General features: G+C 74.0%; 14 protein-coding genes and 1 pseudogene. 10 read left to right on the top strand and 5 right to left on the bottom strand.

What is annotated here, in order from left to right:
* Nucleotides 1–194: 194 nt before the first annotated feature.
* The 4 genes and pseudogenes from rpmF to rpsR all read left to right on the top strand — a co-directional run.
* On the top strand, nt 195–365 hold the full coding sequence (rpmF, locus tag ACZ37P_RS32290) for a 50S ribosomal protein L32 (protein ID WP_401854437.1): 171 nt from the start codon (nt 195–197) through the stop codon (nt 363–365).
* A gap of 62 nt (nt 366–427) precedes the next feature.
* The gene (locus ACZ37P_RS32285) at nt 428–682 is read left to right on the top strand and encodes a type B 50S ribosomal protein L31 (RefSeq protein WP_355335009.1); all 255 of its coding nucleotides are present in this window, start codon (nt 428–430) and stop codon (nt 680–682) included.
* Nucleotides 679–1,839, top strand: coding sequence for a CobW family GTP-binding protein (locus tag ACZ37P_RS32280; protein ID WP_467349907.1), 1,161 nt, complete (start codon nt 679–681; stop codon nt 1,837–1,839). The genes ACZ37P_RS32285 and ACZ37P_RS32280 overlap by 4 nt, the downstream gene beginning before the upstream one ends.
* Nucleotides 1,840–1,876: 37 nt before the next feature.
* A pseudogene (gene rpsR / locus ACZ37P_RS32275) lies at nt 1,877–2,026 on the top strand (30S ribosomal protein S18); the annotation flags it as partial.
* Nucleotides 2,027–2,130: 104 nt separating this feature from the next.
* Here rpsR and ACZ37P_RS32270 read toward each other — a convergent pair.
* Nucleotides 2,131–3,597, bottom strand: a complete 1,467-nt coding sequence (locus ACZ37P_RS32270) for an aspartate aminotransferase family protein (RefSeq protein WP_467349906.1) — start codon at nt 3,595–3,597, stop codon at nt 2,131–2,133.
* Nucleotides 3,598–3,684: 87 nt separating this feature from the next.
* Between ACZ37P_RS32270 and ACZ37P_RS32265 the strand changes: the two genes are divergently transcribed.
* Nucleotides 3,685–4,653: a LysR family transcriptional regulator gene (locus ACZ37P_RS32265; protein WP_467349904.1), complete on the top strand. Its 969-nt coding sequence runs from the start codon at nt 3,685–3,687 to the stop codon at nt 4,651–4,653.
* 72 nt (nt 4,654–4,725) lie between these two features.
* Nucleotides 4,726–5,493, top strand: a complete 768-nt coding sequence (locus ACZ37P_RS32260) for an enoyl-CoA hydratase family protein (protein ID WP_467349902.1) — start codon at nt 4,726–4,728, stop codon at nt 5,491–5,493.
* Nucleotides 5,494–5,595: 102 nt separating this feature from the next.
* On the opposite strand, the gene ACZ37P_RS32255 is transcribed toward ACZ37P_RS32260, so the two are convergent.
* Together ACZ37P_RS32255 and ACZ37P_RS32250 are read right to left on the bottom strand one after the other, a co-directional pair.
* Entirely contained in the window at nt 5,596–6,471 is an 876-nt protein-coding gene (locus ACZ37P_RS32255) for an HpcH/HpaI aldolase/citrate lyase family protein (protein WP_467349901.1), read from the bottom strand.
* Between the two features lie 50 nt (nt 6,472–6,521).
* Nucleotides 6,522–7,382 carry an HTD2 family dehydratase gene (locus ACZ37P_RS32250; RefSeq protein WP_467349899.1) on the bottom strand — a complete coding sequence of 287 codons (861 nt, stop codon included), beginning with the start codon at nt 7,380–7,382 and terminating at the stop codon, nt 6,522–6,524.
* A gap of 172 nt (nt 7,383–7,554) precedes the next feature.
* Here ACZ37P_RS32250 and ACZ37P_RS32245 point away from each other — a divergent pair, with 172 nt between their 5' ends.
* The 4 genes from ACZ37P_RS32245 (at nt 7,555) to ACZ37P_RS32230 (ending at nt 13,262) form a co-directional block, all read left to right on the top strand.
* On the top strand, nt 7,555–8,196 hold the full coding sequence (locus tag ACZ37P_RS32245) for a GntR family transcriptional regulator (RefSeq protein ID WP_467349897.1): 642 nt from the start codon (nt 7,555–7,557) through the stop codon (nt 8,194–8,196).
* 794 nt (nt 8,197–8,990) lie between these two features.
* Nucleotides 8,991–11,222: a sensor histidine kinase gene (locus tag ACZ37P_RS32240; RefSeq protein WP_467349895.1), complete on the top strand. Its 2,232-nt coding sequence runs from the start codon at nt 8,991–8,993 to the stop codon at nt 11,220–11,222.
* Nucleotides 11,219–11,971: a response regulator transcription factor gene (locus ACZ37P_RS32235; RefSeq protein ID WP_391162682.1), complete on the top strand. Its 753-nt coding sequence runs from the start codon at nt 11,219–11,221 to the stop codon at nt 11,969–11,971. The genes ACZ37P_RS32240 and ACZ37P_RS32235 overlap by 4 nt, the downstream gene beginning before the upstream one ends.
* A 10-nt stretch (nt 11,972–11,981) precedes the next feature.
* Complete coding sequence (locus ACZ37P_RS32230; RefSeq protein WP_467349893.1) at nt 11,982–13,262, top strand: alpha/beta hydrolase; 1,281 nt, start codon at nt 11,982–11,984, stop codon at nt 13,260–13,262.
* Between the two features lie 160 nt (nt 13,263–13,422).
* Here ACZ37P_RS32230 and ACZ37P_RS32225 read toward each other — a convergent pair whose 3' ends face one another.
* The gene (locus ACZ37P_RS32225) at nt 13,423–13,776 is read right to left on the bottom strand and encodes a PRC-barrel domain-containing protein (protein WP_355335039.1); all 354 of its coding nucleotides are present in this window, start codon (nt 13,774–13,776) and stop codon (nt 13,423–13,425) included.
* Between the two features lie 288 nt (nt 13,777–14,064).
* The gene (locus ACZ37P_RS32220; protein ID WP_467349891.1) at nt 14,065–14,421 is read right to left on the bottom strand and encodes a hypothetical protein; all 357 of its coding nucleotides are present in this window, start codon (nt 14,419–14,421) and stop codon (nt 14,065–14,067) included.
* Between the last annotated feature and the right edge of the window lie 94 nt (nt 14,422–14,515).

Below are 14,515 nucleotides of genomic sequence, written 5' to 3'. Positions count from 1 at the left end.
CCAACCCCCCCCCCCCCCCCCCCCCCCCCCCCCCCCCCCCCCTCCCCCCCCCCCCCCCCCCCCCCCCCCCCCCCCCCCCCCCCCCCACCGGCGTGTCCGGGATCGCGCCCGTCCACGCATCTCTAATTGAAAACGATATCCATCTCCATATAGTGTGGTGGCTCGCCCGTCCGCCCACCTCACGGAGGACCGTCATGGCCGTTCCCAAACGCAAGATGTCTCGCGGCAACACCCGGCACCGGCGCGCCCAATGGAAGGCCGCCGCACCGCGGTTGGTCGCCGTCACCATCGACGGCGTCGCGTACGCGGTCCCCCGGCGGCTCGTCAGGGCCTACGAGCGCGGCCTGCTCGACCCCGCGCGCTGACCCGACACCGCGGCCGGAGAAACCGGACCCCGCAGCCGACGACTCACGACGAGGACACCTCCATGAAGCCCGACATCCATCCCCCGTACGGCCCGGTCGTCTTCCGCGACAAGGCCGCCGACTTCGCCTTCCTCACCCGCTCCACCGCCACCAGCGACACGACGGTGGTGTGGGAGGACGGCAGGACCTACCCCGTCATCGACGTGGAGATCTCCTCGCGGAGCCACCCCTTCTACACCGGCACCGCCCGCGTCCTGGACACCGCGGGCCGCGTCGAGCGCTTCGAGCGCCGGTACGCGCGGCGGGGTCCGCGATGACGCGGGGGTACGACCGGCTGCCGGTCGTCGTGGTGGCCGGTATGCACGGCGACGCGCGCCGCACGGTCGTCGGGCAGTTGCTGTCGATGGTCCCCGACAGCGTCGCCCTGCACCACGACCTGTCGCGGGCCGCGGAGCGCGGTGTCGTGCGCCGTACGGTGCGCGACGCGGACGGCCTCGTGTCCGAGGGCGAGACGCCGCTGGTCAACGACTGCGCGTGCTGCGCTCTGCGCGAGGACCTGGTGCCGGAGCTGGAGCGGCTGGCCGCGAGCGGTCTGACGCGGCTCGCGGTGGTGGAGCTGTGGGACTCCGTCGAGCCGCAGGGGATGGCCGAGATCATCGCCGAACTGGGCTCCGGCTTCCTGGAGTTGGCCGGTGTCATGACGGCGGTCGACCCCGCTCTCGTCCTGCCCTGCCTGGCCAACGGCGACGACCTCGGCGACGCGGGCCTCGCGGTGGCGCCGCAGGACCGGCGCACGGTCGGCGACACCTGGGCCCGCCAGTTGGAGTACCCGCCGGTGCTGGTGGTCGTCCAGGACGAGGAGCCGACCGACGAGGAGCGCGCCCTGCTGCGTCAACTCCACCCGACAGCGCGGCAGGTGGCGGCGGGCACCACCGAGCTGGCCAGGATGGCCTTCGCCGGTTTCGATGTCGCAGGCGCCGCCGCCGCGCAGCACCCCGCCTGCTCACGGCTGCCGCAGGAAGCGGAGGAGGCCGGGGTCGGCACCCTGGTCTGGCGCAGGCGCCGCCCTTTCCACCCCGGCCGGTTGTACGCGGCACTGGAGGATCTGGCCTGCGCCGCCGCCCGCAGCCGTGGCCGCTTCTGGCTCGCGGACCGGCCCGACACGCTCCTGGCGTGGGACGCGGCCGGTGGCGCCCTGTGCGTGGAGAGCGTCGGCCCGTGGCTGGCGTCGCTGCCGGACGCGGCCTGGGAGCTGGAGTCCCCGGTCCGTACGGCCGCCGCGTCCCTCGACTGGGACCCGGAGCACGGCGACCGCTGCCAGCATCTGGTCTTCACCTCCCCCGGCCTCGACCGGTCGGGACTCGAAGACCTCCTGGACTCCTGCCTGTTGACGGACGCCGAGTACGCGGCGGGCCGCGCCGGATGGCGGACCCTCCCGGCCGCCTTCGACGAACTGCTCTCCCCGCTGTCCTGATCCGCCCTATCCCCCGGCCGGAGCGGCCGGGACCCGAACCGACCGGGGCAAGATCCGCAGCCGCCGCGTCACCCGGATCAGCGCGCGGCAGCAGCGCCAGATCACCAAGGCCGTCAAGAACGCCCGCGAGATGGCGCTGCTCCCCTACGCCTCGACTCCGCCGAAGGGGAGCGCTTCCCCGCGCTAGACCGCCACACGAGCCGCTCGCGCGGCGGTCGTTCGGAGCGGGGGCGTGGTCCAGAGCATGGCGCTGGTCCAGAGCGTGACGGCGGCCCAGGCCGTGAGGGCGGCTCAGAGCGTGGCGGACGCGTCGCCGATCGCCTGGTCGAGGACGGCCAGGCCCAGGGAGAGTTCGTCCTCGGTGGCGGTCAGGGGCGGGGCGATGCGGAAGACCCCGCCCATGCCGGGGAGTTGGACGATGTTCATGTGCAGGCCGAGTTCGAGGCAGCGGCGGGTGACGCGTGCGCCCAGCTCGTCGGAGCTCTGCTTCGTGTCGCGGTCGACGACGAGTTCGAGTCCGGTCAGCAGGCCGCGGCCCCTGATGTCGCCGACCACAGCGTGGTGTTCGGCGATCTCCGCCAGGCCCTCGCGGAGGAACGCGCCGAGCGCGCGGGCGCGTTCGTCGAGCCTGTCGGCGATCAGGACGTCGAGGACGGTGTTGCCGACGGCCGCCACGAGCGGGTCGGCGGCGTGCGTGGTGAAGAACAGGAACCCGCGGTCGTACGCCTCCTGTTCGATCGCGGCGCTGGTCACGACGGCCGCCAACGGCAGTCCCGCGCCGAGCGTCTTGGACAGGGTGAGGATGTCGGGGACGATGCCGTCGCGCTCGAACGCGTACCAGGTCCCGGTGCGGCACAGACCGGTCTGGGCCTCGTCCAGGATCAACAGCATCCCGCGCTCACGGCACTTGTCGCGGAGGGCCGCGAAGTAGCCGGGCGGCGGCTCGATGACACCGCCCGAGCTGAGGATCGGCTCGACCAGGCACGCGGCCAGGCTGCCGGTGGACTGCGCGTCGATCAGGTCGAAGGCGAAGTCGAGTTGGCGGCGCCAGTCGAGCGCGCCGTCGGGCGTGGTGAAGTCGGGCCGGTACGCGTTCGGTACGGGGATGGCGAAGTTGCCGGGCGCGGCCGGCCCGTACCCCTTGCGGCCCGCGCTGTACGTGGCGGACGCCGCCGCCTGCGTCATGCCGTGCCAGGAGCGGGCGAAGGAGACGATCTCGTGCTTGCCGGTGACGAGTTTCGCCATCCGGATCGCGGCCTCGTTGGACTCGGCGCCGGTCGTCAGCAGCAGCACCTTGTCCAGGGGCGCGGGCAGGGTGTCGGACAGCCGCCGGGCGAGGTCGACGACCGGTCGGCTGAGCATGCCGCTGTAGAGGTGGTCGAGGTCCGCGATCTGCCGCCGGACGGTCGCGACGATCGCCGGGTGCGAGTGCCCGAGGATCGCGCTCATCTGGCCGGAGGTGAAGTCCAGGATCTTCCGGCCGTCGGCGGTGTACACGAAGCTTCCGGCGGCGCGTTCGATGATCTCGGGGGTGAACTCGGGTCCGTAGCGCACGAGATGCCGTTCGGCGTCGGCCCAGAAGCTCTCGGCGGACGGCGGGGCGGACGGGACGGTCGCGGTGCCGGTGATCACGCCGGGGGTCGTGCCCGCGGTCGTACCGGTGGAAGCGCCCGTGGAAACGCCCGTGGAGGTGCCGGTTGAGGTGCCGGTTGAGGTGCCGGTAGTGGACGTGGGGGTGCCAGTGCGGGAAGCAGCCATGTCCTCGACGGTAGGCGGCCCGCGAGCGACACGTCCATCGCACATTTCCGGCTGTCCTGTTCGGTAGATCCGCACAAGAATGGCCCCATGATGAATCCCTGGCGGCTGCGGCTGCTCACCCAGCTCGACACGCTCGGCACCATCCGGGCCGTGGCCCAGGCCGCCAGCCTGAGCCCGTCGAGCGTGTCGCAGCAGCTCGCCGTGCTGGAGACCGAGACCCGTACGCAGCTTCTGGAACGCACCGGGCGCCGGGTGCGGCTGACCTCGGCCGGGCTGATCCTCGCCCGGCGGGCGCGCGCCGTCCTCGACCACATGGACAGCGTCGAGGCGGAGCTGCACGGCTTCGGCGAGGAGCCGGCCGGACTCGTACGCCTGGGCGCGTTCCAGAGCGCGATCCACACCATGGCCGTGCCGGTCGTGACCCGACTGGCCCGTGAACACCCGCGCCTCGACATCGAGTTGCTGCAACTGGAGCCGCACGAGAGCATGCCGGCGCTGCGCAGCGGCGACGCGGACGTCATCATCACGACCACCGACTTCGACGAGCTGCCCCTGGGCCCCGACCTCGACCTCGTCCCGCTGGCCAGGGACCCGATCCTGCTGGTCGTACCGCCGGAGCACCCCGCGGCGGGACGCGGCGCCGCGGACCTCGCGGCGTACGCGGACGAGCCGTGGTCCTTGGACATGCCGCAGTCGTACATGGCCGGGCTGGCCCTGCGGCTGTGCCGCCAGGCCCAGTTCGAACCGCGCGTGGTCTGCCGCTTCAGCAACTACATGATGACCCTCCAGCACGTCGAGGCCGGGCTCTCCATCACCCTCCTCCCCGGCCTGACCGTGGCCCACAGCCGCTACCGCGTCGCCACCCGCGAGCTCGCCACCCCCGTCTCCCGTACCATCACCGCCGCGATCCGCCGCGGCTCCCCGCCCCGCGCGGCCGTCCACGTCGTCCTCGACGCCCTGCGCCAGATCACGGACCTCCCCCTGCCCCTCCCCGGCTCCGCGGCCGGGCCGCCGGGCGGGGCCCGCCCCGAGCCTCCCCGGCACCGCGACCGGTAGTTCCACCGGACACGCCCTAGCATCGTCCCCACCACAGGGACCGTCGACCGCCGCCAACCCGAGGTGTCCTCCATGACGCAGCTCGTCCGTCACGTCGTACGCGACCAGGTCGCGACGATCACTCTCGACTCGCCGCACAACCGCAACGCGCTCTCCTCCCGACTGGTCGCGGAGCTGACCGAGGCTCTGGAGTCCTCGGGCGCCGACGCCGATGTGCGCGCGGTCGTCCTCACCCACACCGGGCGTACGTTCTGCGCGGGCGCCGACCTGTCGGAGGCGGGTGGCGGCTCGATGACGGCGGCGACGCAGGCGATCGTCTCGCTGCTCGGCCTGATCGTGGAGCTGCCCAAGCCGGTGATCGCGCGGGTCACCGGGCACGTACGGGCCGGCGGGATGGGCATCGTCGGCGCGTGCGACATCGCGGTGGCCGACGAGGGCGCGTCCTTCGCCTTCACCGAGGCGCGGATCGGCGTCACGCCCGCGATCATCTCGCTGTGCACGCTGGACGTCATGGAACCGCGCGCGGGCGCGCACTACTACCTGACCGGCGAGACCTTCGACGCGGCGCGCGCCGCGCAGATCGGCCTGATCACATCGGCGGACCCGGCCGACGGGATCGACGCCGCCGTCGCCCGCTTCACCGCCGCCGTCCGCGAGACCTCACCGCAGGGGTCCGCCGAGACGAAGAAGCTGCTGACGGCGGACCGGCGGCGGCGGATCGCCGCGGACGCGAGCGACCTCACCGCCCTGTCGGCGCGGCTGTTCGCCAGCGAGGAGGCGCAGGAGGGCATCCGCGCGTTCATGGAGCGCCGCCCGCCCCGGTGGCGCGCCGCCGGGTGACTCCACGCGGTACGGCCACGGACCGCCTGGGCGTGGCCGGTGTCCCGGTGCCGACCTCCGCTTCCGCCGCCGACCACCGTGGACCGCCGCCACGCCGACACGTCACCGATCGGCGCGGGCGGCGATCGAGCGGGCGCGCAGGTGGACGGGGCGGTCGACCATGTGGCCGTCCACGAGCTTCACCTCGTCCTCCGTGGTGAGTTCGAGGACCCGCAGGGCCCAGGCCAGTTCGTCCGGGTCGGGGGCGAGGGCCTCGTGGACGGCGGGCACTTGGGCGGGGTGAATGCACAACTTGCCGGTGAAGCCGCTGTCGAGGGACGCACGGGCTTGCGCCAACACCGTTTCCCGGTCGCGGACTTCGGTGCAGACGCCGTCCACGGGAGCGGGCAGTCCCGCGGCGGCCGAGGCGGCGACCAGGGCGAATCTGGCGGGGACGAGCCGCGCGGTGTCGTCGGGCCGCAGCCCCAACTGGGCGCAGAGGTCCAGGTGTCCGAAGACCAGCCGGACGACGCCGGGCGCCGCCGCGATCAGCCGGGCGTCGAGGACGCCGACCGCCGTCTCGATCAGCGGCAGCACGGCGGAGCCGGGCGGCAGGGCGGCCAGGACCGCCGCGACCGTGGCCGCGTCCTCGGCTTTGGGAACGACGACCGCGACGGGCGCGCCCGCCGCGCCGAGCGCCGCCAGATCCGCCGAACCACGGTGCGTGCGGGGGTCGTTGACGCGGATCACCACGCCGGGCGCCCGGCCCAGCAGCGCCGTCGCGTTGGCCAGCGCGGCCTCCTTCGCGTCGGGCGGCACCGCGTCCTCCAGGTCGACCACGACCGCGTCCGCACCGCTGGCGAGCGCCCGGTCGAACCGTTCGGGCCGGTCGCCCGGCACGAAAAGGAAGGACCGGGCGCGGCCCAGCGCGTCCGCGACACCCGTACGGTCGCCTCCGCCGTACGGGCCCGCGCTCTCGTTGTCTTCGGAAGGTGCCATGGCTGATCCGCTCTCCTTCGATGGTGCCCGGCGGCGACGGCGCGGCCGGTTCAGTCGGCGGCGGGTGCGGCGTCCCGCGCGGTCATCCGTACGCAGCAACGCCCTTGTGACCATGCCTCGATGGACAGGGCGCCGTCCTCCCGCCCGGCCGAGCCGACGGTGACCTCCTGGCCGACGTAGGCGGTCGAGGTCAGCCGGTAGGTGAGGTGCGCCGGCGCGGCGCCGAGGCGGTACCGGGCGTGTTCGGCGCACCAGAGGGCGAGCAGCGGGCCGTGGACGACGAGGCCGGGGTGGTGCTCGACCTCGCGGACGTACGGGGCGTCGTAGTGGATGCGGTGCAGGTTGTAGGTGAGCGCGCTGTACGCGAACAGGTAGCGCTCGTCGGGGACATGGGTGGCCGACGGGGTGACCGGGGACACCGCGCCTCCGGTGGTGGCGGTGGGCGGTCCGATGTCGGCCGCGCGGCGGTAGACGATGTCGCGCCGCTCCCTGATCCGGTCCTCACCCGCGACCGACCACACGTGGTCCTCGGTGACCAGCAGCAGCACGCCGGAGCGACCCTCGCGCACCCGGACGTCGGCGACGCGGCTCATGCGGGCGACGCGGTCGCCGACCCGCAGCGGCGCGACGACCTCCACCGTGCCGCCGCCGAACATCCGCCGCCGGTCGGCCAGCGGCGGCAGCAGCGCCCCGCCCTCGGGGTGTCCGTCGGCGCCGATCCGCTCGATCCCGACGGTGTCGCGCAGCAGCACCTCGTGCCAGAGCGGCGGCAGTTCGGCGCCGTCCTCGGGGGCGGGTACGTCCAGCAGCGCGGCGAGCTTGTCGGTGGTCCCCCGCTCCACCGCGCCGCTGACCTGCGCGGGCTCCGGTCGCCAGGTGGCGGCGATCTTCTCGAATTCGGCGGCGGTCAACGGCCTCTCCTGCCCACGACCGGGCCGCGCACCCGCACGCTCGACGCCATGGCCACCGACCTTTCATATACGATTTCTCCAGATCGTACATGATGTAGGGTGAACGCCGTCCCAGCAGGGGAAACCGGCGGAGAACCCGGCAGAGGATCAGCGGAGAGAGTGGGTGCGGCCGGTGACGGACGGGCGCCGGAGGTCCGACGACGTCGCCTCGTACGTACGCGATCTGATCGTCTCGGGCGGGGTCGCGCCGGGTGAGTTCCTGCGGCTCGAACCGCTCGCCCAGCGGCTGGGGCTGAGCGTCACGCCGGTACGCGAGGCGATGGGTCTGCTGCGCGGCGAGGGATTCGTGGAACTGGAGCCGAACCGCGGCTTCGTCGTGCTGCCGCTGTCCCGCTCGGACATCGAGGACATCTACCGGGTGCACGCGTTCGTCTCGGGTGAACTCGCCGCGCTCGCCAGCCGTCGCCTCACCGCGGAGGCGCTGGACGGGCTCGTGGCGCTCCAGGAAGAGCTCGTCGCGGCACACCGGGCGGGTGACGCCGCGCGGGTGGAACGGCTCAACCACTTCTTCCACCGCGAGATCAACCGCGCCGCGGGCTCCCCGCGCCTGCTGTGGTTCCTGCGGACCGCGTCGCGTTACGCGCCCCGGATGTTCTTCTCCGGCGTCGACGGCTGGGCGGAGGCGTCCGCGCACGACCACGAGGCGATCCTGACCGCACTGGCGGACCACGATGCGGACGCGGCCCGTACGGCGATGGCCGACCACGTCCGGCACGCGGGCGAACTGCTGGCCCGGCACCACGAGAGCCGCTGACGCGAGCCCGACTCCGGTGCGGGGAGCCGGTGTTGGCCTCCTCCCCGCCGACAGAGCAGGGATGTCGGGCCGTGGCCTCGCGCACGTCGACCCGGCTGAGGGCGGCGGCCAGGTCGGGCGATCTCGATCAGGGCGACGGCGGCGCCGCGTCGGCGCGGGCCGTGGTCGTTCAGCATCCGTCGAAGGATGCCGACCCGGCGGCGATCCGCTCCGCGCGGCCGGACCCCGAATTCAGCCGCGCACCCTCGCCCGCGATCTTCCCGGTGGACCATTCGCCGAGGTGCCCCGGACACCGTCGAAGGTGTGGTTCATGCCGACGACCACGGCCGCGAGGGGTCGACCGCCAGCCGTTCGAGGACCCGCCCGTCGAGTCCGTCCGGGCGCGCCGCGTCGGACTCGACGCCCGGACACGGGCCATCAGACCGCTGACGATCGTGGCGGCCGTCGTCCGGGACACGCCCGCGTGGCGGGCCGACCCGCGCGGTGCGGCGGCCCGCGGGCGAGCAGCAGGGCCGTGATCCGCTCCTGGTTCGTCTGCCGCAGTGCCCGCGGCGAGCCACCGCTCTTCTGACGCGTGGCAGGGAGATCACCCGCACAGGCACTCTTCCTGCCTGAGGGCACGCCCCTCGCTTCGACCGCCCAGCCGCACCCGAAGACGGCGGCATCTGCGACCGCTGCGGCGCCAAGCACCTGATCGGCATCGGCGGAAGGCTCGCCGCGCGTCCGCGCCGCGTGGCGTCGTACGGGCCCGAACCCTCCGCTCTGGGCGTCGCCCGGCCGGTAATCTCCGGGCCATGGGAGAGCATCGCGAGCGCTCGGCGCGTCTGGTGCCGGGGATCCTGGCTGTCCTTCAAGCGCTCTGGTGGGCTGTGGCGGCGCTGGGGCGGGACGCGTCGCCCGGTCCGGCCCGTACGGCGCTGGCCGCGGCGGCCGTCGCGGTCGCCCTCGGTGCGATGGCGGTCCGGCGTGCCGCCCCGGCCGCCGCCCTGGCCGCCGCGGTCGCCGCCGTGGTGGGCGCGGATGTCTCGCGGGTCCTGGCCTGGGCGCCGGTGACCGTTCCGGCGGTGCTCGTCGCGCTGTACTCACTGGCCCTGCGCCGTACCGCGGGCGCGTCGGCGCTCGGGGCGCTCCTCGCCCCCCTGACCGTCGGCTGCCTCGTGCTGTGGCACGGCGCGCAGCCGCGGATCGTGGCGGCAGGCGCCCTGCTGGCCTGTGCGGGCGCGGCGGCCGTATGGGTACGGGGCCGGTCCCGCCGATGGCGCCGGGCTCTCGGTTCCGCGCGGGAGGAGTACGCCCGGCGGGCGCCCGACCTGCTCCGGCACACCGCGCGCGGTGAACGCCGGGGTTTCGCGGCCGAGTTGCACGACGTGGTGGCGCACCGGCTGACGGGTGTCACGGTGTCGGCCGCCGCCGCGCTGAGGCTCGGACGTGAGGACCTGATGGCGGAGGCCACCCGGCACGCGGGCCACGAGGGACGGCTGGCGCTCCTCGAACTCGACGCGCTGGCCGACGCGCTCGCGGTGCCCCGCCGCCTGGAGGAGGTCGACGCCCTGGTGGCGGCCTTCCCCGGCGTCCGCTACACCCGCACGGTCGCCACCCTGGAGCCCGCGGTGGAGCCCGCCACGGCCTCGCTGGCCTTCCGCGTCGTCCGTGAGGCGCTGACGAACACCGTCCGGTACGCGGCCGGAGCGACGGTGGAGGTGCGGCTGGCCGTCGAACGCGGCGACCTCGTCGTCCATGTGCGGGACAGCGGCGGCGCGCTCGCGGCCGCCGACCTCGGCAGCGGCAGCGGCCTGACCGCGCTGGCCGAGGCGGTCGCGGCCGACGGCGGGCGGCTGACGGCGGGCCCGGTGGGCACGGGGTGGCGGGTCAGCGCGCGGCTGCCGCTGGCGGCCGGGCCGACCGCCGTACGAGAAAGCGCCCGTTCCAGGTCCGGTCGGCGCGGCCCCGCGGCACTGGACGCGGCCCTCGCCCTGCTCGCCCTGGCGGTTCCGCTGGGCGCCGGTCTGCTGCCCGGCGGCGGCCCCGACGTCTTCCCCGGCGGCGCCGGGGCCACCGGCCACATCGCGCTCCTCGCCCTGCTCGTCCTGCACGCGCTGCCGCTCGCCCGGCGGCGTACGGCACCGCGAAGCGGCCTGCTGGCGGCCTCGGCCGTGGTGCTGCTGTGGCTCGGTTGCGACCGGCTGGGCGTCACCGCGCCGCACACCACGGACTTGCTGCTGTGGTGCTGGTGGGGCGATCTGGTGCTGCTGTACTCGGTCGCGGCCCGCGCGCCGACCGCACCGGGCGCGCGGCGTACCTGGCCCGCGGTGCTCGGCGTCGCCGCGGTGGCGGGGCTGGCCATGGTCAGCGAGGACGTGCGGCGGGTCGCGCTGGGCTGGGCGGTGTTCGGCGCGCTGGCAGCGGTGCCCGCGGCGGCCGTCTGGGCGTGCGGGGTCCGGTCCTGCGGGCGCCGCCGCACCGGAGCCGACAGCGAGAGCGCCCGGCGAGCGGCGCTGAACCGGGCGGCGGCCGAGGCGGCGCGGGCCGAACGGCTGCGGCTGTCCGCCGAACTGCGCGATACGGCGCGCCGCCCGGTGGCGGCCATGGTGGCCGCGGCCGACGCCGCCGACCTGCCACAGGTGCTGGCCGAGGCGCGCGGCGGCCTGCGGGCGCTGCGTGAGCTGCTGACCGAGGTCCGCGAACCGCTCGACGCCGACGACGACGTACCGCCGCCCACGGTGGCGGGCATCGCCGCCCTGGCCGCCAGGCACCGCGCGACGGCCCGGCTGACCGGGCGCGTGCGGTCGCTTCCGGCCGCGATGGAGGTCGCCGCCTACCGGTCGGCGGAGGCGCTGATGTCCGACGAGGCGCGGGTCACCGTGCACTACGCGGCCGACGGGGTCGAGGTCGTCGTCCATCGCCGACCCCCGGCCGGACCGTCGCTGCGGCGGCTGCACGCGATGGCCGACGCCGTCGGCGGTACGCTCGCGACGACCGGCGACGGCACGGTCCGCGTATGGCTTCCCGAGGTGGTGCCGGCATGATCCGGGTGACGGTCGCGGACGACCAGGCCGTGGTGCGGGCCGGTATCGCCGCGGTGCTCGACGCCGAGGCCGATCTGAGCGTCGTCGGCCAGTGCGCCGACGGGGAGGCCGCCGTGGCCCTCGCCGCCGAACTGCGCCCCGACGTGGCGGTGGTGGACATCCGCATGCCGAGGCTCGACGGCATCGCCGCCGCCGCGCGCATCACCGCCGACGTGCCGCAGACCCGCGTCCTGGTGCTGACGACCTTCGGCCTGGACGAGTACGTGTTCGCCGCGCTGCGGGCCGGGGCCGCGGGGTTCCTGCTCAAGGACGCCGAACCCGAGCGCGTCATCGACGCGGTCCGGGTCGTCGCCGCGGGGGACGCCCTGCTGGACCCCGGCATCACCCGCCGTCTGATCGACCGTTTCACGTCCGCGCCGGGTCCCGACGACGCGGCGCCGCTGGCCGCGCTCACGCCCCGGGAGACCGAGGTGCTCGTCCAGGTGGCGCGCGGCGGGACGAACGCGGAGATCGCCGAGGCGCTCGGCATCAGCGCGGCCACCGTCAAGGACCATGTCGCCGTCGTCCTGGGCAAGTTGGGCGTACGCGACCGCGTCCACGCCACCATCGCCGCGTACGAGTCGGGGCTGATCCGGCCGGGCGTACGCCGACCCCGCCGGACGGCGGGGTCGGTCCCCGCCGTCCGGCCGTCGCGCCCCCCTGTCGATCCGGCCCCTGAGCAGGAGGAACGCGGCCAGGGGCGCTCATAGGGTTTCCGACATGGCACAGACACTCCTACGCCGCACCGCTGGCGTCCTGCTCCTTCTGGTGGCCGCGGTTCTCGGGCTCGCCGCGGCCGTGGCCGGTTTCATCGGCGCGGGCGCGGCCACCGCTTCCGTCCCGCTCCTGGTGGCGGCGGCCCTCGCCGTCCTGTTCGGCGTCACCTTCCTCGTGGCGTGGCCCGGCTTCGTACTGTTCGGCGTCGCCCGTCGGCGCCGGGCCGCGGTGATCTCCGCCACCGTGCTCGCCGTGGTGGCCGCGGCGCTGTCGGGGGCGACCGTCCTGCGGCCGATGCCGCGGCCCGCGGACGGGAAGGTGCCGCCGGACGTGCGTTTCTGGGCGCTGCCGACCGGCTCCCGGATCGCGTACCGCGAGGCGGCGGCCACGGGCACGGCCAGGCCCGCACCGGTGATCTTCCTGCACGGCGGTCCGGGCACCGCCAATGACGACATCTCGCAGGCGGGCCGCGCGCTGGCCGCCGACGGCTTCGACGTCTACGCGTACGACCAGGTCGGCTCGGGACGCTCCAGCAGGCTGCGCGACGTGACGCAGTACACCGTCGCCCGGCAGGTGGCGGATCTGGACGCCATCCGCCGGACGATAGGCGCGGAGAAGATCATCTTGGTCGGCCAGTCCTGGGGCGGCTCGCTCGCCGCCCACTACATGGCCGCGCATCCCGACCGGGTGGCCAAGGCCGTCCTCAGCTCGCCGGGCGTGCTCTGGTACGGGGCCTTCCCCGACGGCGAGACCGGTGAGCTGTGGGACCGGCTGACGCCGGAGGCCAGGAAGCGGGTCGACGAGCTGACCAACACTCCCCGGATGATCGCCATGGCCCTGCTCCAGTCGGTCAACCCCGACGCGGCGCACCACCTGGTCGGCGACCGGGAGGCCGACCAGCGCTTCCGGGAGATCCTCACCACGTCACTGCCCGCCGTCCAGTGCCCCGGCCGGCCCCCGGCGCGGCTCCCGGACAACCGCACGGGCTTCTACGTCAACCAGTTCACCATCGACGACGCCAAGCACCTGCCGGACCCGCGTCCCCGGCTGCGCACGGCGCGCATACCGACGCTCATCATGCGCGGCGAGTGCGACTACAAGAAGTGGGAGGTCACCTACGACTACAAGCGCACACTTCCCGACGCGACCCTGGTGTACGTGCCCGGCGCCGGGCACGCCATCGCGATCGACCGGCCCGCGGTCTACGAGTCGGCGCTCGTGGCCTTCCTGCTGGACCGGCCGCTTCCGTTGCGGCCGTACACCGGGACGGCTCCGCCGTCGTGAGGCGCCCGTGAGATGCCCGTGACATGCCGGCGTGAGATGCCCGTGCGGTGACACACCCCCCGGGGGGCATTTCCCGCTCCCACGGAATTCACGCGCCCACGGGAAAAGGCCGCCCCGGCGAGTGCCGGGGCGGCCCCATATTTCCCTGCCGCTCGCTGTGTCAGCGGTTACGGTGGCTGCCGTAGTACTCGCCCACCTGCTGGTGGTATCCGGCGTCGCCGACGTGCTTGTCCTTGTCGAACTCAGGGGAGTTCTTGATCTGCTCCTTCGTCAGCTCGACGAAGATCTTCTGGTCCGCCGCGTCGATCGACCTCACGGTGCCGGCCGGGAGCAGTACGTGCTTGCCGAAAATCCACACACCCGTGTCGACCACCAGATATGCGGAGTCGACGTCATCGGAGTGCTTGTCGACCTTTCCGATGTGGCCGTCGGTCGCCTCGACCTTGTATCCGATCAGGTCGGTTCCCGCCGTGTGGCCGGAGGTCTGCTCGTAGCCCCAGATATTGTCACTCATGTCGCGGCTCCTTTATCGCAATTTCCGTCCCGATTCGCGGTAGTGACGTTGTGTCATCCGATAGTCAGTGACGCTTACTCACACCGTCGCGTGCCCGCCCGTCCCGCACGCACACCTCATATGCCGAAGATTATTGCCGTCCGGCAAATATTCGTCTGAGCAGCGGAAACGGCGCGGTGCTCCGGCCGGACGCCCGGCGTCGAGGTGTGATCGGGGTCACGACAAAAGCCCGCCGGGCCGGAGAATCGCTCTCCGCCAGCGGGCTTCGCGCGGCCCTCGGGCCCTCGGTCAGAGGCGCAGCAGGCGCTCGGTGAGTTCGCGGTAGTCGCGCAGCAGGCCCACGGCGCCGTCCGGGACGCCGTCTGCTTCCTGCCAGCGGGCGCGCAGGACGCGCAGCCGCTCGGCCAGCACCTCGGCGAGGTGGCCGCTGGCCGCGTCGAGGGCCTGGTCGGCCTCGTCCAGCGCCTGGCGCGGACTCTCGCCGAAGGAGCCCGCGGCCCGCTGGAGGAGCGCCGCGGAGTCGTCGCGCTCCTTTTGCGGCAGCAGCGGCTCGGGCCGGGACTCGCGCTTGGCCCACCGTTCGGTGAACGCCGGATTCTCCGCCCCGGTCGCGGGCTGCCGTGCGCGTTCGGCGTCATACATCATGTGAAGTGCCACTTCTCTCTGCCGTGCGGGGTCGTGATCCGGGCCGTGGTGTCGTGCCGACGCCCACCCGAACACCATGAGATCGGTGGAAGCT

The sequence above is a fragment of the Streptomyces sp. NPDC024632 genome, assembly GCF_055559175.1.
The sequence above is the reverse complement of the archived record's forward strand: the minus strand, read 5'-3'. Positions and strand labels throughout refer to the sequence as shown.

What these genes read in the sequence shown, in the direction of transcription:
- ACZ37P_RS32280 (WP_467349907.1), top strand. Translation starts at nt 679, where the DNA reads ATGACGCGGGGGTACGACCGGCTGCCGGTCGTCGTGGTGGCCGGTATG.
- ACZ37P_RS32240 (WP_467349895.1), top strand. Translation starts at nt 8,991, where the DNA reads ATGGGAGAGCATCGCGAGCGCTCGGCGCGTCTGGTGCCGGGGATCCTG.
- ACZ37P_RS32235 (WP_391162682.1), top strand. Translation starts at nt 11,219, where the DNA reads ATGATCCGGGTGACGGTCGCGGACGACCAGGCCGTGGTGCGGGCCGGT.
- ACZ37P_RS32270 (WP_467349906.1), bottom strand. Translation starts at nt 3,597, where the DNA reads ATGGCTGCTTCCCGCACTGGCACCCCCACGTCCACTACCGGCACCTCA.
- ACZ37P_RS32260 (WP_467349902.1), top strand. Translation starts at nt 4,726, where the DNA reads ATGACGCAGCTCGTCCGTCACGTCGTACGCGACCAGGTCGCGACGATC.
- ACZ37P_RS32220 (WP_467349891.1), bottom strand. Translation starts at nt 14,421, where the DNA reads ATGATGTATGACGCCGAACGCGCACGGCAGCCCGCGACCGGGGCGGAG.
- rpmF (WP_401854437.1), top strand. Translation starts at nt 195, where the DNA reads ATGGCCGTTCCCAAACGCAAGATGTCTCGCGGCAACACCCGGCACCGG.
- ACZ37P_RS32230 (WP_467349893.1), top strand. Translation starts at nt 11,982, where the DNA reads ATGGCACAGACACTCCTACGCCGCACCGCTGGCGTCCTGCTCCTTCTG.
- ACZ37P_RS32225 (WP_355335039.1), bottom strand. Translation starts at nt 13,776, where the DNA reads ATGAGTGACAATATCTGGGGCTACGAGCAGACCTCCGGCCACACGGCG.
- ACZ37P_RS32255 (WP_467349901.1), bottom strand. Translation starts at nt 6,471, where the DNA reads ATGGCACCTTCCGAAGACAACGAGAGCGCGGGCCCGTACGGCGGAGGC.
- ACZ37P_RS32285 (WP_355335009.1), top strand. Translation starts at nt 428, where the DNA reads ATGAAGCCCGACATCCATCCCCCGTACGGCCCGGTCGTCTTCCGCGAC.
- ACZ37P_RS32265 (WP_467349904.1), top strand. Translation starts at nt 3,685, where the DNA reads ATGATGAATCCCTGGCGGCTGCGGCTGCTCACCCAGCTCGACACGCTC.